The following is a 22,932-nucleotide window of genomic DNA, read 5'->3' on the forward strand; positions in this document are numbered from 1 at the left end:
GGTACAATGAATGAACCGCCTAAAAGAAAAGTATCAAAAAGAAATCACTCCTGCTCTAATGAGCAAGTTTAACTATAAATCAGTTATGCAAGTGCCTAAGCTAGAAAAAATCGTTATCAACATGGGTGTTGGTGATGCAGTACAAAACGCAAAAGCATTAGATAACGCAGTTGAGGAATTAGCGACAATTACTGGTCAAAAACCGGTTGTAACTCGCGCTAAGAAATCAATCGCTGGTTTCCGCCTTCGTGAAGGGATGCCAATCGGTGCAAAAGTTACCCTTCGTGGTGAGCGTATGTACGAATTCTTCGATAAATTAGTTTCTGTATCTTTACCACGTGTACGTGACTTCCGCGGTATTTCTAAGAAGTCATTTGATGGTCGTGGTAACTACACTTTAGGTGTAAAAGAACAGTTAATCTTCCCTGAAATTGATTATGATAAAGTAAGCAAGGTTCGTGGTATGGATATCGTTATCGTTACTACAGCTAATACTGATGAAGAAGCTCGTGAACTTTTAACTCAATTTGGAATGCCATTCCAAAAGTAATCGCTAAAATAAGGGAGGCGAAAACGTGGCTAAAAAGTCAATGATTGCGAAGCAAAAACGCACGCCGAAATTCAAGGTACAAGAATATACACGCTGCGAACGTTGTGGGCGTCCACATTCTGTATACCGTAAATTTAAGCTCTGCCGTATTTGTTTCCGTGAATTAGCATACAAAGGACAAATTCCTGGTGTGAAAAAAGCTAGCTGGTAAACCCCATTTCTGGGAAGGAGGTAAAAAACAATGGTCATGACAGATCCAATTGCAGATTTGCTAACTCGCATCCGTAATGCGAATATGGTTCGTCACGAAAAATTAGAGGTTCCTGCTTCTAATATTAAGAAAGAGATCGCTGAAATTTTAAAGCGTGAAGGTTTCATTCGTGATGTTGAATATATCGAGGATAACAAGCAAGGCATCATTCGTATTTTCTTAAAATACGGTGCTAACAACGAACGTGTTATCACAGGTTTAAAACGTATCAGCAAGCCTGGTCTTCGTGTTTATGCTAAAACGAACGAAGTACCACGTGTACTAAACGGACTTGGTATCGCATTAGTATCTACTTCTCAAGGCGTTCTTACAGATAAAGAAGCTCGCGCTAAACAAGTTGGCGGAGAAGTATTAGCTTACGTTTGGTAATAGAGTTTCTTAAAGAATGGAGGTGCAATAAATGTCTCGTGTAGGTAAAAAACCAATTGAAATTCCAGCAGGTGTTACCGTTACTATTAACGGCAACGTCGTAACTGTAAAAGGTCCTAAAGGTGAATTGAGTCGTTCATTCAGCCCTGATATGGAAATTAAAATGGAAGAGAACGTAATTAACGTAGTTCGTCCTTCTGAATCTAAAGAACATCGTACAATTCACGGTACAACTCGTGCCCTACTTGCAAACATGGTAGAAGGTGTTTCTAAAGGATTCGAAAGAAGTTTAGAGCTTATCGGTGTCGGTTACCGTGCTCAAAAGCAAGGAAAGAAACTTGTATTGAACGTTGGTTACTCTCATCCTGTTGAAATCGAGCCTGAAGAAGGTCTTGAGATTGAAGTTCCTTCAAACACTAAGGTTACTGTTAAAGGAATTAACAAAGAGCGTGTTGGTGCATTAGCAGCTAACATCCGTGATGTTCGTCCGCCAGAGCCTTATAAAGGTAAAGGAATTCGTTACGAAGGCGAATATGTTCGTCGTAAAGAAGGTAAAACAGGTAAGTAATGCCGCGTAGGTAAACGAAAGGAGTGACCTAAATGATTACGAAGGCTGATAAAAATGCAACCCGTAAGAAAAGACACGCACGTGTGCGTTCTAAACTTTCTGGTACTGCAGCTCGTCCTCGTTTAAATGTGTTCCGTTCTAGCAAACACATTTATGCGCAACTCATTGACGATGTGAATGGAGTTACTTTAGTTAGTGCTTCAACTTTAGATAAAGAAGTTAGTCTTGAATCTACTGGAAATGTTGATGCAGCAGTTAAGGTCGGAGAATTAGTTGCAAAACGCGCAGTAGAAAAAGGTTTAAAAGCTGTTGTTTTTGACCGTGGAGGTTATTTATATCACGGACGTGTGAAAGCTTTAGCTGATGCAGCTCGTGAAAATGGGTTAGAATTTTAAGAGACAAAGGAGGGACACAATAGATGCGTCGTATTGATCCAAACAAACTTGAACTTGAAGAACGCGTAGTTACAGTTAATCGTGTAGCGAAGGTTGTAAAAGGTGGACGTCGTTTTCGTTTCTCTGCTCTTGTAGTAGTAGGAGACAAAAACGGTCACGTTGGATTTGGTACTGGTAAAGCTCAAGAGGTACCAGATGCTATCCGTAAAGCAATTGAGGATGCGAAGAAAAACTTAATCGAAGTGCCTATGGTAGGATCTACTCTTCCTCACCAAGTTATCGGACACTTTGGCGCTGGTGAAATTCTTCTTAAGCCAGCTTCTGAAGGTACAGGAGTTATCGCTGGAGGACCAGTTCGTGCGGTTTTAGAATTAGCTGGTGTTGGTGATATCCTTTCTAAATCTTTAGGAACAAATACACCAATTAATATGGTTCGTGCCACTATGGACGGATTAAAACAATTAAAACGTGCTGAAGACGTAGCAAAATTACGTGGTAAGTCAGTAGAAGAACTGTTAGGATAAGGAGGGAAATCAAATGGCTAACAAATTAGAAATTACCCTCACTCGCAGTGTTATTGGTCGCCCACAGGATCAAAAGGAAACTGTTAAAGCATTAGGCCTTCGCAAAATGCATCAAACAGTTGAGAAGAATGATAATCCTGCTATCCGTGGAATGATTAACAAAGTTGCTCACTTAGTAACAGTGAAAGAAATATAATTTAATTCTTCTTAAATAAGGAGGTGCCAACATGAAACTTCATGAATTAAAACCTGCAGAAGGATCTCGTCACGAACGCAAGCGTAAGGGACGCGGTATTGGGTCTGGTAATGGTAAGACTGCTGGTAAAGGTCATAAAGGTCAAAATGCTCGTTCGGGCGGTGGCGTACGTCCAGGATTTGAGGGTGGTCAAACACCTTTATTCCGTCGTTTACCAAAACGTGGATTTACAAATATCAACCGTAAAGAGTATGCGATCGTTAACCTTGATGCTTTAAATCGTTTCGAAGACGGTACAGTCGTTTCTCCAGAACTTCTTATCGAAACAGGGATTGTAAGCAAAGAAAAAGCAGGAATCAAGATTCTTGCTAACGGCAAGTTAGAGAAAAAGCTTACAATTAAAGCTCATAAATTCTCCTCTGCTGCTAAGGAAGCAATTGAAGCTGCCGGCGGTAACCTAGAGGTGATTTAATGTTTCAGACAATCTCCAATTTTATGCGCGTGGGTGATATAAGACGAAAGATCATATTCACCCTTTTAATGTTGATTGTTTTCCGAATCGGTACATTTATTCCCGTACCGGGAGTGGATGCTGAAGTTTTAAAAGCTCAGGATCAGCTAAATGTATTTGGTGTACTAAATACGTTTGGCGGTGGTGCATTATTGAACTTCTCGATTTTAGCGATGGGAATCATGCCGTACATTACAGCGTCGATCATCATTCAATTGCTACAAATGGATGTTGTACCGAAGTTTACGGAATGGTCTAAGCAAGGAGAAGTGGGACGTCGTAAATTAGCTCAATTTACACGTTATTTCACCATCGTTCTAGGGTTCATTCAGGCTTTTGGGATGTCGTATGGTTTCAACAACATGGCTGGCGGAATGTTAATTAACAACCCTGGTATCGCTAGCTATTTGCTAATTGCTACGGTTTTAACGGCAGGAACGGCGTTTTTAATGTGGCTTGGCGAGCAAATTACGTCCAAGGGTGTTGGTAACGGAATCTCGATTATCATCTTTGCAGGTATCGTATCAGGAATCCCTTCAACATTAAATCAAATTTATGCTCAACAATTCGAAAACGCTGGAGATGCGCTATTCATTCGTATCGTGACCATGCTTCTTATTTTGGTTGCTGTCATTGCGATTATTGTTGGAGTTATTTTCGTTAACCAAGCGTTACGTAAAATTCCAATCCAATACGCGAAGCGTATGGTGGCGGGGCGTACGCCTACTGGTCAATCCACACATTTACCGTTAAAAGTAAATGCTGCTGGAGTTATTCCGGTTATCTTTGCAATTTCATTTATTGTAACACCTACCACGATTGCGCAGTTTTTTGAACAAAACAATGTTACATTGTGGATTCAAAGTGTTTTTGATTATTCACAGCCAATCGGAATGGTAATCTATAGCGCACTAATTATTGCGTTTACTTATTTTTATGCCTTTATTCAAGTTAATCCTGAACAGGTAGCTGATAACTTGAAGAAACAAGGTGGTTATATTCCAGGTATTCGTCCAGGGAAGAGTACACAGGAATATTTAACTCGTGTCTTATATCGTTTAACATTTGTTGGTGCGATTTTCTTAGCGGCTATTGCAATATTGCCGGTGTTTTTCGTAAATTTTGCTGGTTTGCCTCAGTCTGCGCAAATCGGTGGAACAAGTTTGCTTATCGTGATTGGGGTTGCCCTTGAAACGATGAAACAACTTGAAGCTCAGCTTGTTAAACGTCACTATAAAGGTTTTATTAAATAATTCGGTCGTGGGGACAACTAACTGGTTCCCATACCGTTTTAGCCTAAGGAGGAATTCACGTGAATTTAGTTTTAATGGGTCTTCCGGGTGCCGGTAAAGGTACACAAGCCGAGAAAATCGTCGAAAAATACGGCATTCCTCATATTTCAACAGGCGACATGTTTCGTGCAGCAATGAAAGAAGGTACGGAATTAGGCTTAAAAGCTAAATCTTTTATGGATCAAGGAGCGCTTGTTCCAGACGAAGTAACAATCGGAATTGTGAAAGAACGGTTAAGCAAAGAAGATTGTCAAAATGGATTCTTGTTGGATGGTTTTCCAAGAACAGTTCCTCAAGCAGAGGCTCTGGAATCCATTCTGGTTGAATTGGGGAAAAAGATTGATTTCGTTTTGAATATTGAGGTTGATCAAAGCATTTTAATGGAGCGATTAACAGGACGCCGCATTTGTAAAAACTGTGGTGCCACTTATCACTTAGTATTCAATCCTCCTGCCGTAGCGGGTGTATGTAATCGTTGTGGTGGGGAACTGTACCAACGTGCAGATGATAATGCTGAAACGGTAAATAATCGCCTTCAGGTAAACATCGAACAGGCGAAACCATTACTTGATTTCTACGAAACAAAAGGGTACTTGAGAAATATTGACGGCAAACAGGATATTAATAAAGTGTTTGTTGATATAGATCATCTCCTCGGGGGCATAACTGCATGATTATATGTAAAACCCCTAGGGAAATTGAAATCATGCGTGAAGCTGGACGGATTGTAGCATTAACCCATCAGGAATTGAAAAAACATATTGCTCCTGGGATAACGACAAAAGAGCTGGATGAAATTGCCGAAGCATTTATTCGTTCTCATCATGCATATCCTTCATTTAAAGGGTATAATGGTTTCTCTGGAAGCATTTGCGCATCTGTGAATGAAGAACTTGTTCATGGTATTCCTGGTAAGCGTGTCTTACAAGAGGGCGATATTATTAGCATTGATATCGGTGCGAAATATGAAGGCTATCACGGTGATTCGGCGTGGACTTACCCTGTTGGTAAAATTGACGAAGTATCTGCACGTCTTTTAGACGTAACAGAACAATCTTTGTACAATGGTCTTAAGGAAGCTGGTCCAGGTGCGCGTCTATCGAACATCTCCAATAGCGTTCAGACGTATGTAGAATCGAATGGTTTTTCTATCGTGCGTGAGTATGTTGGGCATGGAATAGGGCAAGACTTACATGAGGACCCACAAATTCCTCATTATGGTCCACCTAATAAAGGTCCATTGTTAAAACCGGGAATGGTACTTTGCGTAGAACCGATGGTGAATGTGGGAAGTCGTTTTGTTAAAACTTTGGCTGATGATTGGACGGTAGTAACAACAGATGGCAAGAGATGTGCTCATTTTGAGCATACGATTGCAATTACGGAAACCGGATATGACATTCTAACGATAGTCTAAGAAGGTGATCCAAGGATGGACTATCCTTCTCGATCAAAATTAGGTCAAATAGTCTTAATTTCACACGGGCGAGATGCAGGACAATATGCTATAATAGTAAGGTTGTTAGATGATCGCTTTGTTTTTGTAGCGGACGGCGATAAAAAGAAATTTGACCGGCCGAAAAAGAAGAATCTATTACACCTCGAGCTAATTGATTATGTATCTCTAGAAGTTCAAAGAAGTTTATTAGAAACCGGTCACGTAACGAATGGAAAACTGCGATATGCATTGAAAAAGTTTGAATTCAATAATCAATAAGATTTGTTCACTAGCGTGGAAGGCGAAGGTTTCTCCACAATATGATAAATCTTTGAAGGGAGACTAAGTTCGATGGCGAAAGATGATGTAATTGAAATTGAAGGTACAGTACTTGAAACTTTGCCGAATGCAATGTTTAAGGTAGAATTAGAAAATGGTCATACAGTGTTAGCTCATGTTTCTGGTAAGATTCGCATGCATTTTATTCGTATTTTACCAGGTGACAAAGTAACTGTTGAGCTATCCCCATATGATTTAACACGCGGAAGAATTACTTACCGCTTTAAATAAGTGAGGCTCTTTTCTCAATCTTTGTTCCTAATCCAAGCCATGTTAGTATCGTATTCATGATTAGTAGGAATGAAATTGTATGTAAGGGCTGAGAAAAGTGCCTGCGTACTATATTAATTGCGGATACAAAGAACTTTAACGTAAAAATCGGCTTTTGGATTTTTACAAACAAGATTGAGTGTAAGAACTGAATAAATCTATTGCACTCCGTACTATCAAGGAGGTTAGGATAATGAAAGTTAGACCATCTGTTAAGCCGATCTGCGAAAAATGTAAAGTTATCCGCAGACGCGGTAAAGTTATGGTTATATGTGAAAACCCTAAGCATAAACAAAAACAAGGTTAATATTAAGGAGGTGCGCATATAATGGCACGTATTGCTGGTGTAGACGTCCCACGTGAAAAGCGTGTAGTGATTTCTCTAACATACATTTATGGTATTGGTAAAAGTACAGCACAAAAGGTTTTAGCTGAAGCTGGTGTTTCTGAAAACACTCGCGTTCGCGATTTAACTGAAGATGAATTAAATAAAATCCGTGACATCATTGACAAGCTAAAGGTTGAAGGGGATCTTCGTCGTGAAGTATCTTTAAACATTAAGCGTCTAATGGAAATCGGAAGCTACCGTGGTCTTCGTCATCGTCGTGGTTTACCTGTTCGCGGTCAAAATACGAAGAACAATGCTCGTACTCGTAAAGGCCCACGTAAAACTGTAGCTAACAAGAAGAAATAATCGGTAAAGGAGGTACTTTAAATGGCTCGTAAAACAAATACACGTAAACGTCGTGTTAAAAAGAATATTGAACAAGGTGTTGCACACATTCGTTCTACTTTCAATAACACAATCGTAACTATTACAGACGTTCATGGAAATGCAATTGCATGGTCCAGTGCTGGTGCATTAGGATTTAAAGGTTCTCGTAAATCTACTCCTTTTGCAGCTCAAATGGCAGCTGAAACAGCAGCGAAGTCTTCTATGGAACACGGAATGAAAACTCTTGAGGTAACAGTTAAAGGTCCTGGTGCAGGTCGTGAAGCAGCTATTCGTGCTCTTCAAGCTGCAGGTCTTGAGGTTACAGCAATTAGAGACGTAACTCCAGTTCCTCATAACGGTTGCCGTCCACCTAAGCGTCGTCGTGTGTAATTTTTCTGTATAGATTTTAAATCCCTGTCTATAATGGGAAAAGTAAGATATTTTTTGTCAAATAAATACAGAATCATTCATCCAGTTGTTGTGCACAATCGGGAACGTATACAGGGGGAATTTCAGTTAGGACTCTTAACTGAGATTTCGACGTTTTGAAGGAGGGTAATTTGATGATCGAAATAGAAAAACCAAAAATCGAAACGGTTGAGATCAGCGATGATGCAAAGTACGGGAAGTTCGTCGTAGAACCACTTGAGCGTGGATATGGTACTACTTTGGGTAACTCCTTACGTCGTATCCTATTATCGTCACTCCCAGGTGCCGCTGTCACATCGATTCAAGCTGATGGGGTACTTCATGAGTTTCAAACAATTGAAGGCGTCGTTGAAGATGTTACATCTATCATTTTAAACATTAAAAAGCTTGCACTTAAAATCTACTCTGATGAAGAGAAGACGCTTGAGATTGATGTCCAAGGTGAAGGTGTAGTAACAGCAGCCGATATCACTCATGATAGTGATGTTGAGATTTTAAACCCGGATCTTCACATTGCGACCCTAGGTAAAAACGGTAATTTGCGTATGCGATTAACGGCTAAAAGGGGTCGAGGTTATACGCCTGCTGATCAAAACAAGAGAGAAGATCAACCGATCGGTGTCATTCCAATCGATTCAATCTATACTCCAGTTTCACGTGTCGCTTTCCAAGTTGAAAATACGCGTGTCGGCCAATTAACCAATTATGATAAGTTAACTTTAGATGTGTGGACAGATGGAAGTACAGGTCCTCAAGATGCAGTTGCATTAGGAGCTAAGATCTTTACGGAACATTTGAATATCTTCGTTGGGTTAACGGATGAAGCGCAAAATGCTGAGATCATGGTTGAAAAAGAAGAAGATCAAAAAGAAAAAGTTCTTGAGATGACAATTGAGGAACTTGATTTATCAGTTCGTTCATATAACTGCTTAAAGCGTGCAGGCATCAACACTGTTCAGGAATTAGCGAATAAGACTGAAGAAGATATGATGAAGGTACGAAATTTAGGACGTAAATCTCTTGAAGAAGTAAAACATAAATTAGAGGAGCTTGGTTTAGGCTTACGTAAGGATGACTAATTAGTCCCTTAAAGGTGAGATATGCCAATGCTTTAGGACTTCAACAAAGGAGGGAAACTTTCATGGGATACAGAAAGTTAGGACGCACAAGCGCTCAGCGTAAAGCAATGTTACGTGACTTAGCTACAGATTTAATCATCAATGAGCGTATTGAAACAACTGAAGCTCGTGCGAAAGAACTTCGTTCAGTTGTGGAAAAAATGATTACACTTGGAAAACGTGGAGATCTTCATGCTCGCCGTCAAGCTGCTGCTTTCGTTCGCAATGAGATTGCAAATGCTGAAGAAAACCAAGATGCACTACAAAAGTTATTCTCTGATATCGCTACTCGTTACCAAGAGCGTCAAGGTGGATATACTCGTATCATGAAGCTTGGGCCACGTCGTGGAGACGGTGCTCCAATGGTCATTATCGAATTAGTGTAATATCCTTTTTCATGTTTAGCTGCAGCGTCTACACCCTCGAAAAGGAAGAACTTGATCGTTCCTTTGCCATAAATCAATCCATCATTTAAGGGTGGGCTGATCTTGTGCTTGTTGGGTGTGGAAAGGCGCTGACGCTTTTCTACCAAACAAGGGCATAGGACAGTTTGAACAAACTTGTTCATTGCCCTTTTTCTGTAAGAGAAGATTGAACTAAGCCATTACTAGAGTGTTACGATGGGCATGTATCTTTTGGATCTTTATTTTACGCTAATTCCTCCTTACTTATGAGCGGGAATTATGCTTTACATGTCACGTCTAGCTCACGCACCTCTTTGAAAGGGTTTTTAAAGAGGTGCAGGCTTTATGTAATACACTAGAGCCAATGGAAGACATTTGTTTTGAAAAATAGTGAACTTATTTATATTTTTAAATTGTCTTCGCATACTAAAGGCTCGCCAAAATGGCGAGTTTTCTTTTTAAAGAAATTATCCTGTTGTTGAGATAGAATTCGCGTAATGAGTTTATCTACTTCTAGTATAGTCACAAAGCCTAATAAACGATAAATCAACCGCAGATTTCTTTATTGTTTATATGGTGAAGAGCACTAAGGAACAATTTGAACTTTAATTGTTTTGAAGGCGCCATGCGCTTTTGTTCATTAACTACGAAACATCATTTTGCCCCTCTTTTTTCTCCTCAATACCCAATCCTTATTTAAAAAATGGTATAGTAGATTTCGTTAGAGTTTAGAAAAGAATAGAGAAGTGAAGCGGAGCTGAGAGGAGGATATTATGAAAAAACCATTAGTATCAATCGAGAATGTGCATTTTAAATATGAAGGACAAGAGGAATATGCTCTTAAGGACGTATCCTTACAAATATACGACGGTGAATGGCTTGCAATCGTGGGACATAATGGTTCGGGAAAATCAACACTTGCGAAGCTATTAAATGGTCTCCAATATCCTGAAAAAGGAAGAATTCAAATAGGAGATTTGGAATTGACGGAAGATACGGTTTGGGAAACAAGAAAATTGATCGGGATGGTTTTTCAAAATCCAGATAATCAATTTGTTGGTACAACTGTTCAGGATGACGTCGCCTTTGGTTTAGAGAATAACGGTATTCCCCGGGAAGTAATGGTAGAGAGGGTAGAAGGCTCTTTAAAGCAGGTGCAAATGGAAGCATTTCTGCAACAGGAGCCCCATCAGTTGTCAGGCGGTCAAAAGCAGCGCGTAGCCATTGCTAGTGTTATTGCGCTCCGCCCGCAAATTATTGTATTAGATGAAGCAACTTCGATGCTAGATCCACGAGGAAGAGAAGAGGTCCTCAATGTTATTCGAGAACTGAAGGAGGATCACGATATGACTGTGATCTCCATTACCCATGATTTAGAAGAGGCGGCGAAGGCAGATCGGATGATTGTCTTAAATCGTGGACAACTATATCGTGAAGGTACGCCTGAGGAAATTTTTCAATTGGATGAGGAATTGGTTAAGCTTGGTTTAGATATACCATTTCCAGTGAAAATGAGCAAAATGCTGAGGGAAAAAGGCATTCCTGTTAGCAAAAGTTATTTATCAGAGGAAGCGTTGGTGGCACAATTATGGACATCTCACTCCAGCAAGTAGAATATCGTTATCAAGCAAACTCTCCCTTTGAACGTTTGGCTATTGAGAATGTCTCCATTGACATTCCGTCGGGGACTTACCTTGCGATAATCGGCCATACGGGTTCTGGGAAATCGACTATCCTTCAGCATTTAAACGCGATTTTAAAGCCCACAAAAGGAAAGGTCGTCATTGGTGAGCGAGAAGTGACCAATGCGAAAAAGCAAAAGAATTTGAAAGAAATTCGAAAAAGAGTCGGGATTGTTTTTCAGTTTCCAGAACATCAGCTTTTTGAAGAAACCGTAGAAAAGGATATTTGTTTTGGGCCGATGAATTTTGGTGTTGCTGAGGAAGCAGCAAAGATCCGTGCCAAAGAAGCAATTAGGCAGGTTGGATTATCAGAAGAAATTCTCCAAAAATCACCATTTGATCTCTCAGGTGGACAAATGAGACGTGTCGCAATCGCTGGGGTACTGGCGATGGAGCCCGATGTGATCGTCCTAGATGAGCCCACTGCAGGTCTAGATCCACGCGGACGAAAGGAAATTATGGAGATGTTTTATCAGCTCCATAAAGAACGAAACTTATCCACTGTTCTTGTGACCCATAGCATGGAGGATGCTTCTTTATATGCGGACCAAATTGTGATTATGCATCAAGGTCAAGTATATAAAAAAGGTACACCGCAAGAAATCTTTCATTCCCCTGAAGGGCTGCTTGAGCTTGGGTTAGACGTCCCTGAAGTCGTTCGATTTCAGCAGAAGGTGGAGAAAGCTTTTCAGACAAAGCTAGGTAAAACTTGCTTAACCATTGAAGAGCTGACAGGGGAAATTGAAAAGCTGTTTAAAGGGGGACAACTATTATGATGGATAAAATGATTTTTGGTCGTTATATCCCGGCGGAATCTCCCTTGCATCGAATGGATCCAAGATCAAAGCTCATTCTTGTGTTTGCATTTGTGTGTGTTGTGTTTATTGCTAATAATGCCATTACGTATGGCCTATTGATAGTCTATACATTATTTATGGTTCTATCTTCAAAAGTCCCGATCCGCTTTTTGCTCGGGGGATTGAAGCTAGTATTATGGCTCGTTTTATTTACCTTAATCCTTCATCTTTTTTTCACGAAGGAGGGTGAGATCATTTTTCAATGGGGTTGGGTTATGATTTATGAAGAGGGCTTGAAGAAGGGGATCTTTATTTCTTTGAGATTCTTTCTGTTAATCTTAATGACTTCTCTATTAACATTAACGACGACCCCAATTGAGATTACAGACGGGATTGAAATTTTACTTGACCCGTTGAAAAAGATAAAATTTCCTGTTCATGAATTAGCGCTTATGATGTCCATTTCCTTGCGCTTTATTCCTACGCTGATGCAGGAAACGGATAAGATTATGAAGGCCCAGACAGCTCGTGGAGTGGAATTTTCTGGGGGGCCGGTAAAGGAACGAATCAAAGCAATTATCCCATTGTTAATCCCGTTGTTTATCGGTTCCTTTAAACGGGCAGAGGAATTGGCGATTGCGATGGAAGCAAGAGGCTATCGTGGAGGCGAGGGCCGCACCAAGTACCGTCAGCTCCGTTGGGGACTGGTCGACACACTAATGCTGGTATTGCTTGCAGTACTCGCGGTAGCGCTATTCTTTTTCAGATCATAGGGAGAAGGGAAAAATATGCAGAGGTTAAAATGTAAGCTTGCCTATGATGGTTCAGCATTTTCAGGTTATCAAATCCAGCCGAATAAGCGTACTGTACAAGGGGAGCTAGAACAAGCATTACAAAAGCTTCATAAAGGGCAGGAAGTGAAGGTGTATGCATCAGGACGCACTGATGCTGGAGTCCATGCCAGAGGTCAGGTCATTCATTTTGACACTCCGCTGCAGATCCCAGAGGAAAAATGGGGTGTCGCTCTACAGACGCTCCTTCCGGACGATATCGCGATCCTTGCTGTAACAGAGGTTGCGTCTACTTTCCATGCCCGTTTTGATGTGACGGCAAAAGAATACCGTTATTTTGTCTATACAGAGCAAGCACATGATCCTTTTCGCCGTAATTTTGTTTATCATTATCCCTATTCCATTGATATAACAGCCATTAAGGCTGCCAGTTGCCATTTGCTCGGCGTTCATGATTTTTCGAGCTTTTGCTCAGCTAAAACAGAGGTTGAAGATAAAGTGAGGGAAATGTATGAAATTGAAGTAACGGAGGAAGACGGGCTTCTTGTTTTCCGTTTTGTTGGGAATGGTTTCCTTTACAATATGGTTAGAATTTTGGTAGGGACGCTGCTACAGGTTGGAGCAGGGAAAATGGCAGTGGCGGAGGTTCCTGTTGTCCTTGCAAAAAGAGACCGAATTTATGCAGGCAAGACCGCGCCGCCACAAGGACTGTACTTGTGGAAAGTGATGTATGATTAATGTATAACAACTTGTCCTGGTGTCAAATAATTTCTTGACATATGGGGTACAGTGTTTTATCATAATATGGTATGTATTTTAATCCCACGATAAGCCCCGGAACTTATTGTGATAAAGAATATACGAATATGAAAATGAATTTTGAAAATGAACAATTTTAGGAGGGTAACTCATGCGTACAACGTTTATGGCTAACGCTAACAATATCGAACGTAAATGGTACGTAGTAGATGCTGCAGGCAAGACTTTAGGTCGTCTTACTTCTGAAGTAGCGTCTATTCTACGTGGTAAACATAAACCAACTTTCACACCACATGTTGACACTGGTGATCATGTCATTATTATTAATGCTTCTCAAATCGAATTGACTGGTAAGAAGCTTACTGACAAAATCTACTACCGTCATTCTATGCACCCAGGTGGATTAAAAACTAGAACGGCGCTTGAAATGCGTACAAACTACCCTGAAAGAATGCTTGAGCTTGCAATTAAAGGTATGCTTCCAAAGAATTCTTTAGGTCGTCAAATGTTCAAGAAATTACACGTTTATGCTGGAGCAGAGCATCCACATGAAGCACAAAAACCTGAAGTTTGGGAACTTCGCGGATAATTAAGGGAGGATTTATAAATGGCACAGGTTCAATATATTGGTACTGGTCGTCGTAAGAGTTCCGTTGCAAGAGTTCGTTTAGTTCCAGGCAATGGTAAAATTACTGTTAACGATCGTGATATTACAGATTACATTCCATTCGAAGCACTACGTGAAGTAGTGAAGCAACCATTAAACGCTACTGAAACGCTTGGTAGCTATGATGTTCTAGTTAACGTTAAAGGTGGCGGCTACACTGGTCAAGCTGGCGCAATCCGCCATGGTATCGCTCGTGCGTTACTTCAAGCTGACCCAGAATTCCGTCCAACTCTTAAGCGTGCTGGACTATTAACTCGTGACGCTCGTATGAAAGAACGTAAGAAGTACGGTCTTAAAGGTGCACGTCGCGCGCCACAATTCTCAAAGCGTTAATAACCCATATATATCAAGGGTTTGGCCCATTTGGACTTTTCAAGAGGTTCCCAAATGGGCCTTTTATTTTGCTTGAATATGGCCCCGTGACTGGAATCTGACTGGAATTATTCATGAAAAAATTTCAGATCCTCTCGTCTTGATTTTCATTATCTTCGTTATTTAGAAAACTCACCAATTTTTTGCTAAGTTCTCCATCTGCTTTTTCCGAAATATGCGTGTAAATATCCATCGTTGTACTAATCCTCGAATGGCCCAACCGTTTCTGAATGTCTTTCATCCTTGCACCAGCTGCAAACAGCATAGAGGCGTGTGTGTGCCTTAAACCGTGTACTTTAATATTTTTTATCTTAAATCTTTTACAGGTTGAATGCAGCGTTTCATTCGGGTATGCACTCCGCATCGGTTTCAGGTCAGACGGTCTTGGAAACAAGAAAGGTTCGATATTTGGATTCCCGTGTTCCTCACGTAAGCGCCGGTTCAATTCAATGAGTTTAACCAATACATTAAAAGTTTCATCATCCAGCCCAATCTTCCGGAATGAGTTTTTCGTTTTCGGTTGAAGCAGCTGATAATCTCCGTTGATCCATACAAGCGTTTTATTGATGGACAGTTCCTTTTTATCTTGACATAAGTCACTTTCAAGCAACGCGGACAGTTCACCTTTCCGAATGCCGGTATATAAGAAAGTCCGGAACATCGCAAATACCCGGAAAGAAAGCTCCTGTTCAGCCCGAGTAAGGAAAGTATTAACGGTTTCTTTTTCCCAAAACTCCACGCCTGTATCTTCCTCCTTTGACGAATATTCATCCTCATAGTACGGGTAGGCTACATAGTCCATTGGATTTTCCTTGATGATTTTTTTCCGTTTGGAGTAACGGAATAATAAATCCATCTGGTTCCCGTAATCTTTAAAAGATTTCATTTTCGTAGAGAGTTCATCAATGAATGCCTGGCATTGTTCGGACGTAATCTGATCGATGTATAGCTTACTGAAATTCGGCAGGATATGCTTATTGAATTTTGAACGCTTGTTTGCAAGGGAGGAAATCTTCAATTTCTTTTCCTGTTCCTTCATCCACATATCGTAGACTTCCTCGAAGGTAAAATACTCTTTTTGTATGAACTTTCCTTCCTCAACCTCATTCTGGATTAGGCGTGCTGCTTCCATTGCTTCACGCTTGGTTTTGAATCCCCTCCTTGTCGTGGAACGATACTTTCCCGTTTTTGGGTCTTTCCCGATTGAAAGCTGAACCATCCATAGCTTTTCACCCGATTTTGTGGTGTAACGTGAATAAGATGCCATTTCCCCAAATCCTTTACTTAGTATTCTGTTATGTGCCTTGCTTAAAATGTTTCCATATGAAGATACTCTTATCTCATCTTAGTATTGAAAAGGCGGTAATCTGCGGATATTCGACGGGTGGTTCGGTAGTGTTGGAATTTTTGCTGTCTCATAAAGATCGGGCTCTAGGCGGGGTGATTATTAGTGGAATGTCCGAGGTTCGTGATTTTTATAATGAAAAAAGGATTGCTATCGCTAGGCTGCTGTCTAAAGCTAAAGCGAAACATCTGCTAGGATTGGCCGTATCATGGGGGAATTCAAATACATTTAAAACATTTACTAATATGTTTCGGGATGCCGTTAAGGGGGATCCACGAAATATTTCCCAGTATTATCTTTATAGTTTGCAATATAATTGTACGGACCAATTACATACTATTAGCTTGCCGGTTTAACTAAGGTAAAAACTAAGCATTCATAATAATATGAATAATGACATGAATGTAGGCTTTTTTTCATACTATATTTGGGGGTAGAAAAATGCCAAGAGTAAATTACCGAAGTTCAGATGTTGCCTTAATGGCAAGGATGATGAGAGCAGAAGCCGAAGGAGAAGGAAAACAGGGAATGTTATATGTTGGAAATGTAATTGTGAATCGAGTTGTAGCAGAATGTTTAGACTTTAAAGGTTTAAGAACCGTTAAGCAAGTTATTTTTCAAGTGCAAGGAGGAAATTTTTCCTTTGAAGCAGTTCAAAAAGGGAATGTATTTTATCAAAGAGCAAGAACTTCTGAAAAAAGATTGGCAAAAAAAATTTGGATTATTGGAGAGAACACCCAGCAAAATATGCTCTTTGGTATTTTAATCCTCATGGTCCATGCCCTCCAACATGGTATGGTCAACCTCATTCTGGTCAATTTAAAGAACATTGTTTTTATGAACCAAAACCTGGAACATGTGATGATGTTTATAGAGGTTAAGCTTACTCTTTGAGTAAGCTTTAGTCTGTCGATAAATCCGAAAAATCTCGGTTGCTTCGGCCCGTCTTTTTTGATTGTAAAATTAGTTGCTGATATTTTATGACGAAAAAAGGTGCCTGGCACCTTTTTTTTCACGACTTTGAAACAGAAACCCATTTTAAAATAAGTGCTCTAATTCCAAGTCCAATAAGAATGTAATATAAGAAGGAGTACATGTAATTTCATTTAATATAACAAACAAGGTTAATCCAATTGCATAAGGGTTCCCCGATAAAAGCATATACAAAAGCCATGACAATTTGGGCTGAAATAAATGATTTCCATGTTCGGTTATATTGGAAAAGCAACATATAGGCAACAGGTACCAACGAAACATCAAACGGAAATGCACTTGGAATTACGGGCAGAAATTCAATAGGATATTCCCAAAATGAAAATTGCAACCCTATTGTGTCCAATAAAATTGTGATCACCATGACAATAACTCCAAACAGTATGGATTCTACTAGCCATTCTCGTTTCTTTGTGTATATCCACAAAATCCAAGGTGAAATGAAGAAGGACAACAACAGCCACCATTCCCATGTCAAAAATTCATACTCCAACCACCCCGTCGCATCCATCTCAAATAATTTGTCTTCCAACAATCGGACTTTCTCAACATTTTCATGGCGAGTGCTTACTATAATCACCTCAATAGAGAATATTAATATTACTAAATTATTTTAGCCTTTTGGGGATAATGTATTCCTTAAGTGGGACTTTGCTATTTTCTCACGGATCTGGCGACCCATACAACTTTTTTCTTTTGCCGCTAATTTTTTTTCAAGATACTTATAAACGGGTTAGCATTTGTACATTTTAAAAGAGAAAAAAGGAAGGGGCTTTTCTATTGGTATGGATTTTTGGACTATACTTATTAAATACTGGTTTTATGATCATTATGGCTATTCGTGAGGTTCGGCGACCAGCAGTGGCGTTAAATTGGATAGCCATTAGTTTAATATTCCCTGTGATTGGTTTTGGGCTCTATCTGATTACATCTAATCCCATACGTATGAATGGTGGTCAAAAGCCGGCCTCTACTTCTAACAAATCAGAAAAATTGCCTGATTCGTATAGCCACTCAGCAAAAGTAATCGCACAAGCATTGAACCACATGAGCGTGGGAGGATTAAGGTCTGGTCAAATACAAGTGCTAATAAATGGAATGAAAACGTATGAAAGATTTATGGAATCTATAAAGAACGCCAAAAAAACGATTGACCTGGAATATTACATATATAAAGCCGACCAAATTGGAAGGCGTATGACGGACCTGCTGATCGAACGATCAATGGACGGTGTGCACATCCGCTTTATTAGGGACGGTTGGGGGAGCCGGAAATTATCCAGAACTGAGATTTCCCGGATGATGGATGCGGGGATCGAGTTCAGGACCATTTTTCCTTTACGTCCCCCTTGGATATTTTCAGCCCTGAATAATCGAGATCATTGCAAGATCGCCCTAATCGACGGTAGGGAAGCTTTTACCGGCGGGATTAATATTGGGGATGAATATGCGGGATTAAAGCCAAATGCAGGGTTCTGGCGTGATACTCATGTAAGAATAGCTGGTGAAGCATCATCTGATTTGAAAAATATCTTCGAACACCATTGGAATATCGCTTCGCCAGAACAAATAAAGTCAGTATTCAGAATCAAAACAAAGCCAGGAAAAAATGGTTCCCCAATCCCTGCTACAACCAGCTTACCAAAACCATTTACCATGATGGCAGAATGGAGCAACGAGTTGGCAACTATTCAAGAAGCACACGCGCATAAAGATCCGGGCAGTGAGAAAATGAACCAAGCCTATGTACAAACAGTTGAAGGTAATCCTGGGATTCCTACGCCTTTTATTAGGGAAGCCTACTTTATTGGAATAACACAAGCCACAAAAACCATTGATATCACTACACCCTACTTTGTGCCAGATCAAGATATCATTATGGGACTAAAGACGGCAGTGGCACGTGAAGTACGTGTAAGATTGCTGGTTCCCCGGGAAGTCGATCAAAAAATCGTAGACCGTGCAAGCTTTACTTATTATGGGGAGTTGTTGGAAGCGGGGGTTCATATCTACTTATATAACAAAGGAATGCTCCACGCGAAGACAATGGTTATCGATGGGGAAATTGCGGAAGTAGGAGCAGCAAACTACGATATGAGAAGTTTTCGCTTAAATTACGAAGTGAGTGAATTTTTTTACAGTAAAGACGTGGCAAAAGAACTTACACAGCAATTTGAACAGGATTTAAATGATTCTGTCCCTTTGAAAATGGAGGATTTAAAGCAGCGCTATCCTTCACAGCGTTTAATGCAGCGGGGTGCCCGTCTCCTTTTTCCGTTGCTATAGCCATCAACATCTGAAGAAGGTTTTCTACTATAAAACACTTTCAAAAAAGCCCTAAGGTAATCTAAAACTTGATATTATCCCCTACAAGTAGACAGTGTAAAAAGACCATTTTAAAAGATGGTGTTACACTTAACTTGGAAGGGATTTTTTATGGGGAAAACAGGAAGGTCAAATCAAATATATACAGAAGAATTTAAGGGAAATGCTGTAAAACTGTATAAGGAAGGAAACAAAAGTTATAAAACGTTAACGAAAGAACTAGGTCTTCGAAGCTCAACTCAATTAAAAAGTTGGGTAAAGAAGTTTGATAATAATGAGTCCTTTGAAGATTTAAGAGGGCGTACTAGCAGTAATACAGAATCTAATCCACTTAAGGGACGACCAAAAAAGAGCTTTAAAAGTATTGAAGAAGAAAGAGATTATTATAAAGCTCAAGTTGAATACCTAAAAAAGCGGTATCCAAATCTACACGGGGAGGGATGATTCAAAAATCAAGACGATTTGAATTAATAAATGAATTAAGGGGTAGCTATCCCATCACTTGGTTAATTGAGATTGCACAAGTTTCAAGGTCAGGGTATTATAAGTGGCTTAAATCGAGATCCATTAGAGAAGATAAGCAAACGAAACAAAGGATTTTGGAATCACATATAATGGCTATACACTTTACATACCCTTTTTACGGTTATCCTCGTATGGAAGTGGCCCTAAAAGAAGAAGGATTTCGTATAAATCATAAAAAAGTATATCGGTTGATGAAGGAATTGAATATTCAAGCTGAAATTAGAAAGAAACGTCCATTCTTTGGTAAAAAACCTTCGGTTATTTATTCCAATTTATTAAATCGTAACTTTAAGGCTGTAAAGCCTGATCAAAAATATGTTACCGACATCACGTACATTCAAGTCGGTGATTCATTTTATTATCTTTCAGTTATTCTAGATCTCTATAATAATGAGGTTTTAGCCTGGGAAATTTCAAAGAGGAATGACCTGGACCTAGTTCTTAAAACACTTGATCAATTAATACAAAAAAGAGACGTGTACGGAGCGATCCTACATTCAGATCAAGGCTTCCAATACACGTCTAAACAATACAACAAAAGATTGAAGAATTTAGGAATTCAAGGCAGTCACTCTCGCAAAGGAAACTGTCTTGATAACGCCTGTATTGAATCGTTCTTCTCCCATCTCAAGACAGAGAAGTTGTATCGCTCACAGTTTAAAACAGAAAAAGAATTAATTCAAGTAATCGAAGAATACATATATCTTTATAACTTTAAAAGATTCCAGAAAAAACTAAACCAGTGTGCTCCGGTTGAATACCGAATCACACTGGCAGCTTAGTCTTTTTTAGGCTGTCTACTTGACAGGGGTAAGACCAACTGAGGGCCTATTTGAACAATTATGTTTAAAACGAGCCATTCTTTAACTCTGGTAAATACGGTGGTATTGGTACATTAATGGTTGATGCCGGTATCTCAAGGATCTTTCCAATTTGAATATCGTAGGGTGAAATGAATGCGTTGGCTTTCTGTAGATGTTCAACGGATATGCCATATTGATTAGCCAGCGATTGTAAAGTATCTTCTTCAGTTACGGTATGCTGGGTACGCAACTTTTCGATTTTACATGCTGATTGCTTAAATGTTGGCTGTTTGGATAGTGGATCGGTAAAATCCGCTGTTAACTCATTTGCGGCTTCCCGTCTTTCCCAACTGCCAAAATGAAAGGGAACAAATACTAGTCCTTTTTGTACCACATTGCCAATTCTAGCAAAACGATTGTAGTAAGCAGAATTCGGTGGTAGCTGTACAAAGCCGAGTATTGGCATCTAGTAAATGAGTTTGCAAGCCGGCCCTGCGGAACTTTGCGATTGTATAGTAATCCTCTAAGAGACCTTGTCCGGTTGAATCGCTATTTGACCCTCTCTGTTTTAGAGAATCGGTCGCTTTTTTTACCATTAAATTCATCGCCTCATCCCATGTTGCAGGAACCAACTTTCCGGAAGAATCACGGATCATGGGAGTTAACAGGCGATCAGGGCTGTTATTGGCATACCACTGATTTTCCCCTTTGGGGCCAAGTCTGCCTCTGTTAATGGGGTGGGCACTGTTTCCCTTGATTCCGACTATCTTCTCATCTTTCACGGCTATATAGCAGCCGCAGCCGATTGAGCATATATTACAGGTACTGTACACCCACTTATCAATATCTCCCTGGCTGTACATATTTATATCGGTTCTTTCCGTTTCCCAGGACATTGAACTTCCTCCTTGGATAGTAGTTTTGAGAAAAAAGATTATGCTGTTAGCGAAGGGCAGATATGTAAAAAGATGGAATGATATATTTTGTTTGCTTAGCCCCATAAATCCTTTCCAATTCAGCAGCTGAGTGTTCAAGGTTGGTCTTTATCTCCTGGAATAACGGCATTTCTTGCTGATTCCAGGTACGGAAGATTCATCCATTCAACTGCTCTTTTCCATGCTCGAAATGTAGGGTGGGCTATTTCATTATCATGATAAATAATAGACAGAAATTCTGACATGTTCTTTAGTTCGGCCCCATCATTTGAAAGCTCTTGCATTATTTTTTTAATCATTTCCAGTTGCTCTCTCAAATAGTTTGAAGCAAAATCGCAATCGGGTGATCAGAATTTTCAATTTCCTTTATTGCTTTTTCAGTTTGGTTTTGAAGATCTGAATATAACTCCTTCAGTTGTAACAATAAATTTCCTCTCTTTCATAAATAATTGCAATGCTCGCGGGCAGCGCTCACATTCTTTACTAAATTTCCCAATCATTTGAGGAATATACTTTAGATGGAACCACTTTCCTCCATTAAATGTGAGAAGTTAGGTAATTTTTTTTAAGTCGGAGTAGCCGTAAAAATTTGATGTATCCCTTTTAATGGCTACGAAAAACCCTTAGATCATTTAAATCTAAGGGCTTAACAACACTATTAGTCCACCTAATAAACCGCCTAATAATCCGCTTAGAAATGGGTTAGCCTAATAAGGTCCCCAAAAGAAGGGTCTAAAGGGGAATGGCCTAAAAAAGGGCCTAAAGAAAAATGGCCTTATACCCCAAATCCTTTGGTCTAAATTTTCAACCTGATTATTTTCCTGAGATAAATTGTAATCATATTGCGGTTCTGGATTCATGAAAAGCACCTTCATTTCATTTTTAATCCAGAATATGCATTTACCTATTTTTATTCTTGGGTTAATATCCCTAATTTAAAATGAAAGAGATACACGGTAAAAAAAGAACTATGAAGGCAGAAGGAAATTAAAACGTTGTATACCTATAATGAATTATAAATAAATACTGAGGTTGATACCGGGGATAGGAAAATTTTTTAGAATTGATAATAAAACATTTTATTCGAAGAATAATACTTTTGTACTAAATCATAAACGGGAGGAATGGCATGGCAAATCAAATGGATTACTAACCAAATTAAAGCAAAGCAGAGGCAACATCTATGTTTAATGATGTTCACTAAAGGGAACGGTGAAAAAAATTTGAGATGAGACACATTATCCAAAAAGATGATTCATCGCAATCCTATAATCGTCACCAAATAGAAGAACTGATGGGGATCTGGAAACGAGGTTACTACAGAAAAAATCGTGCTATTCGCCAAAAGTAATTTTAGGTCTATATTCCCGAAAAGAATTTGCCAAAGAAGAAAATTCTGATTCAGGTAATCTAAAAAGGTCAAAAAAAAATTCAAGGAGGATTCATCATGACAGTAATAAATGATGTTAAGACAGCTCTAGCAGGCTTAAAAAGTGCACAAGCAAGTTTCGAAACATTTGCTCTTGGTACAGATAATCAACAGGCAAAG

33 protein-coding genes and 1 pseudogene are annotated in these 22,932 nt (G+C 39.5%); 29 read left to right on the plus strand and 5 right to left on the minus strand.

What is annotated here, in order from left to right:
- Nucleotides 1–10: 10 nt before the first annotated feature.
- The 24 genes from rplE (at nt 11) to rpsI (ending at nt 14,418) form a co-directional block, all read left to right on the plus strand.
- Complete coding sequence (rplE, locus tag PZE06_RS13625; protein WP_095313737.1) at nt 11–550, plus strand: 50S ribosomal protein L5; 540 nt, start codon at nt 11–13, stop codon at nt 548–550.
- Nucleotides 551–575: 25 nt separating this feature from the next.
- Complete coding sequence (gene rpsN, locus PZE06_RS13630; protein ID WP_001085700.1) at nt 576–761, plus strand: 30S ribosomal protein S14; 186 nt, start codon at nt 576–578, stop codon at nt 759–761.
- A gap of 30 nt (nt 762–791) precedes the next feature.
- Complete coding sequence (gene rpsH, locus PZE06_RS13635) at nt 792–1,190, plus strand: 30S ribosomal protein S8 (protein ID WP_095313741.1); 399 nt, start codon at nt 792–794, stop codon at nt 1,188–1,190.
- A gap of 31 nt (nt 1,191–1,221) precedes the next feature.
- Nucleotides 1,222–1,758, plus strand: coding sequence for a 50S ribosomal protein L6 (rplF, locus tag PZE06_RS13640; RefSeq protein WP_150916134.1), 537 nt, complete (start codon nt 1,222–1,224; stop codon nt 1,756–1,758).
- A 32-nt stretch (nt 1,759–1,790) separates the two neighbouring features.
- Nucleotides 1,791–2,153, plus strand: coding sequence for a 50S ribosomal protein L18 (gene rplR, locus PZE06_RS13645; protein WP_095313746.1), 363 nt, complete (start codon nt 1,791–1,793; stop codon nt 2,151–2,153).
- Nucleotides 2,154–2,176: 23 nt separating this feature from the next.
- Nucleotides 2,177–2,677: a 30S ribosomal protein S5 gene (gene rpsE, locus PZE06_RS13650; RefSeq protein WP_150916132.1), complete on the plus strand. Its 501-nt coding sequence runs from the start codon at nt 2,177–2,179 to the stop codon at nt 2,675–2,677.
- A gap of 13 nt (nt 2,678–2,690) precedes the next feature.
- Complete coding sequence (gene rpmD, locus PZE06_RS13655) at nt 2,691–2,873, plus strand: 50S ribosomal protein L30 (RefSeq protein ID WP_095313750.1); 183 nt, start codon at nt 2,691–2,693, stop codon at nt 2,871–2,873.
- 31 nt (nt 2,874–2,904) lie between these two features.
- On the plus strand, nt 2,905–3,345 hold the full coding sequence (gene rplO / locus PZE06_RS13660) for a 50S ribosomal protein L15 (RefSeq protein WP_137744330.1): 441 nt from the start codon (nt 2,905–2,907) through the stop codon (nt 3,343–3,345).
- Complete coding sequence (gene secY / locus PZE06_RS13665; RefSeq protein ID WP_150916130.1) at nt 3,345–4,637, plus strand: preprotein translocase subunit SecY; 1,293 nt, start codon at nt 3,345–3,347, stop codon at nt 4,635–4,637. Before rplO ends, secY begins: the two co-directional genes overlap by 1 nt.
- 59 nt (nt 4,638–4,696) lie before the next feature.
- Nucleotides 4,697–5,350, plus strand: coding sequence for an adenylate kinase (locus PZE06_RS13670; protein ID WP_150916128.1), 654 nt, complete (start codon nt 4,697–4,699; stop codon nt 5,348–5,350).
- Entirely contained in the window at nt 5,347–6,093 is a 747-nt protein-coding gene (gene map / locus PZE06_RS13675; RefSeq protein ID WP_137744327.1) for a type I methionyl aminopeptidase, read from the plus strand. Before PZE06_RS13670 ends, map begins: the two co-directional genes overlap by 4 nt.
- A 15-nt stretch (nt 6,094–6,108) precedes the next feature.
- Nucleotides 6,109–6,393: a KOW domain-containing RNA-binding protein gene (locus tag PZE06_RS13680; RefSeq protein WP_137744326.1), complete on the plus strand. Its 285-nt coding sequence runs from the start codon at nt 6,109–6,111 to the stop codon at nt 6,391–6,393.
- A gap of 72 nt (nt 6,394–6,465) precedes the next feature.
- Complete coding sequence (gene infA, locus PZE06_RS13685) at nt 6,466–6,684, plus strand: translation initiation factor IF-1 (RefSeq protein WP_019157108.1); 219 nt, start codon at nt 6,466–6,468, stop codon at nt 6,682–6,684.
- Nucleotides 6,685–6,916: 232 nt separating this feature from the next.
- Nucleotides 6,917–7,030: a 50S ribosomal protein L36 gene (rpmJ, locus tag PZE06_RS13690; RefSeq protein ID WP_000868344.1), complete on the plus strand. Its 114-nt coding sequence runs from the start codon at nt 6,917–6,919 to the stop codon at nt 7,028–7,030.
- Nucleotides 7,031–7,051: 21 nt separating this feature from the next.
- Nucleotides 7,052–7,417 carry a 30S ribosomal protein S13 gene (gene rpsM / locus PZE06_RS13695; RefSeq protein WP_095313762.1) on the plus strand — a complete coding sequence of 122 codons (366 nt, stop codon included), beginning with the start codon at nt 7,052–7,054 and terminating at the stop codon, nt 7,415–7,417.
- A 21-nt stretch (nt 7,418–7,438) separates the two neighbouring features.
- On the plus strand, nt 7,439–7,828 hold the full coding sequence (rpsK, locus tag PZE06_RS13700) for a 30S ribosomal protein S11 (RefSeq protein ID WP_019157110.1): 390 nt from the start codon (nt 7,439–7,441) through the stop codon (nt 7,826–7,828).
- A gap of 173 nt (nt 7,829–8,001) precedes the next feature.
- Entirely contained in the window at nt 8,002–8,946 is a 945-nt protein-coding gene (locus PZE06_RS13705; RefSeq protein ID WP_095313764.1) for a DNA-directed RNA polymerase subunit alpha, read from the plus strand.
- Nucleotides 8,947–9,008: 62 nt separating this feature from the next.
- The gene (gene rplQ / locus PZE06_RS13710; protein ID WP_019157112.1) at nt 9,009–9,371 is read left to right on the plus strand and encodes a 50S ribosomal protein L17; all 363 of its coding nucleotides are present in this window, start codon (nt 9,009–9,011) and stop codon (nt 9,369–9,371) included.
- A gap of 791 nt (nt 9,372–10,162) precedes the next feature.
- A complete protein-coding gene (locus PZE06_RS13715) occupies nt 10,163–11,002 on the plus strand; it encodes an energy-coupling factor ABC transporter ATP-binding protein (protein ID WP_150916126.1) in 840 nt (279 codons plus the stop codon).
- Entirely contained in the window at nt 10,978–11,847 is an 870-nt protein-coding gene (locus PZE06_RS13720) for an energy-coupling factor ABC transporter ATP-binding protein (protein WP_150916124.1), read from the plus strand. The genes PZE06_RS13715 and PZE06_RS13720 overlap by 25 nt, the downstream gene beginning before the upstream one ends.
- Nucleotides 11,844–12,641, plus strand: a complete 798-nt coding sequence (locus PZE06_RS13725) for an energy-coupling factor transporter transmembrane component T family protein (RefSeq protein ID WP_150916122.1) — start codon at nt 11,844–11,846, stop codon at nt 12,639–12,641. Before PZE06_RS13720 ends, PZE06_RS13725 begins: the two co-directional genes overlap by 4 nt.
- 15 nt (nt 12,642–12,656) lie before the next feature.
- Complete coding sequence (gene truA / locus PZE06_RS13730) at nt 12,657–13,397, plus strand: tRNA pseudouridine(38-40) synthase TruA (RefSeq protein WP_150916120.1); 741 nt, start codon at nt 12,657–12,659, stop codon at nt 13,395–13,397.
- A 172-nt stretch (nt 13,398–13,569) separates the two neighbouring features.
- Entirely contained in the window at nt 13,570–14,007 is a 438-nt protein-coding gene (gene rplM, locus PZE06_RS13735; protein ID WP_137744323.1) for a 50S ribosomal protein L13, read from the plus strand.
- An 18-nt stretch (nt 14,008–14,025) separates the two neighbouring features.
- Nucleotides 14,026–14,418, plus strand: a complete 393-nt coding sequence (gene rpsI, locus PZE06_RS13740; protein ID WP_019157118.1) for a 30S ribosomal protein S9 — start codon at nt 14,026–14,028, stop codon at nt 14,416–14,418.
- A 124-nt stretch (nt 14,419–14,542) separates the two neighbouring features.
- Here rpsI and PZE06_RS13745 read toward each other — a convergent pair whose 3' ends face one another.
- Nucleotides 14,543–15,724, minus strand: coding sequence for a site-specific integrase (locus PZE06_RS13745; RefSeq protein WP_150916118.1), 1,182 nt, complete (start codon nt 15,722–15,724; stop codon nt 14,543–14,545).
- A gap of 128 nt (nt 15,725–15,852) precedes the next feature.
- Here PZE06_RS13745 and PZE06_RS13750 point away from each other — a divergent pair, with 128 nt between their 5' ends.
- Together PZE06_RS13750 and PZE06_RS13755 are read left to right on the plus strand one after the other, a co-directional pair.
- On the plus strand, nt 15,853–16,158 hold the full coding sequence (locus PZE06_RS13750; protein WP_191963230.1) for a hypothetical protein: 306 nt from the start codon (nt 15,853–15,855) through the stop codon (nt 16,156–16,158).
- A gap of 85 nt (nt 16,159–16,243) precedes the next feature.
- Nucleotides 16,244–16,683 (plus strand): annotated as a pseudogene (locus PZE06_RS13755) (cell wall hydrolase).
- 221 nt (nt 16,684–16,904) lie between these two features.
- On the opposite strand, the gene PZE06_RS13760 reads toward PZE06_RS13755, so the two are convergent.
- A complete protein-coding gene (locus PZE06_RS13760) occupies nt 16,905–17,327 on the minus strand; it encodes a CBO0543 family protein (protein WP_275791698.1) in 423 nt (140 codons plus the stop codon).
- Nucleotides 17,328–17,575: 248 nt separating this feature from the next.
- Here PZE06_RS13760 and PZE06_RS13765 point away from each other — a divergent pair, with 248 nt between their 5' ends.
- Nucleotides 17,576–19,081 carry a phospholipase D-like domain-containing protein gene (locus PZE06_RS13765; RefSeq protein WP_150916116.1) on the plus strand — a complete coding sequence of 502 codons (1,506 nt, stop codon included), beginning with the start codon at nt 17,576–17,578 and terminating at the stop codon, nt 19,079–19,081.
- A 150-nt stretch (nt 19,082–19,231) separates the two neighbouring features.
- Nucleotides 19,232–20,427, plus strand: a protein-coding gene (locus PZE06_RS13770) for an IS3 family transposase (protein WP_099098581.1) whose coding sequence is annotated in 2 segments (ribosomal slippage) — nt 19,232–19,538 and nt 19,538–20,427 — 1,197 coding nt in all. Because the reading frame shifts where the segments join, the coding sequence is not laid out codon by codon here.
- 64 nt (nt 20,428–20,491) lie between these two features.
- Here PZE06_RS13770 and PZE06_RS13775 read toward each other — a convergent pair.
- From PZE06_RS13775 to PZE06_RS13785, 3 genes are all read right to left on the minus strand, one after another.
- Nucleotides 20,492–20,842 (minus strand): LysM peptidoglycan-binding domain-containing protein, encoded by a 351-nt coding sequence (locus PZE06_RS13775; protein ID WP_041902304.1) that lies wholly within the window; start codon nt 20,840–20,842, stop codon nt 20,492–20,494.
- A gap of 10 nt (nt 20,843–20,852) precedes the next feature.
- A complete protein-coding gene (locus PZE06_RS13780) occupies nt 20,853–21,344 on the minus strand; it encodes a molybdopterin-dependent oxidoreductase (protein ID WP_041846742.1) in 492 nt (163 codons plus the stop codon).
- Nucleotides 21,345–21,478: 134 nt separating this feature from the next.
- Complete coding sequence (locus tag PZE06_RS13785) at nt 21,479–21,682, minus strand: hypothetical protein (protein WP_150916114.1); 204 nt, start codon at nt 21,680–21,682, stop codon at nt 21,479–21,481.
- 1,148 nt (nt 21,683–22,830) lie between these two features.
- Here PZE06_RS13785 and PZE06_RS13790 point away from each other — a divergent pair.
- Nucleotides 22,831–22,932, plus strand: a 102-nt coding sequence (locus PZE06_RS13790; protein WP_275791699.1) for a DUF1657 domain-containing protein, incomplete at its 3' end; no start/stop codon positions are given.

Source organism: Robertmurraya sp. DFI.2.37 (genome assembly GCF_029211245.1).
Classification (GTDB): Bacteria; Bacillota; Bacilli; order Bacillales; family Cytobacillaceae; genus Robertmurraya; species Robertmurraya methanolica_A.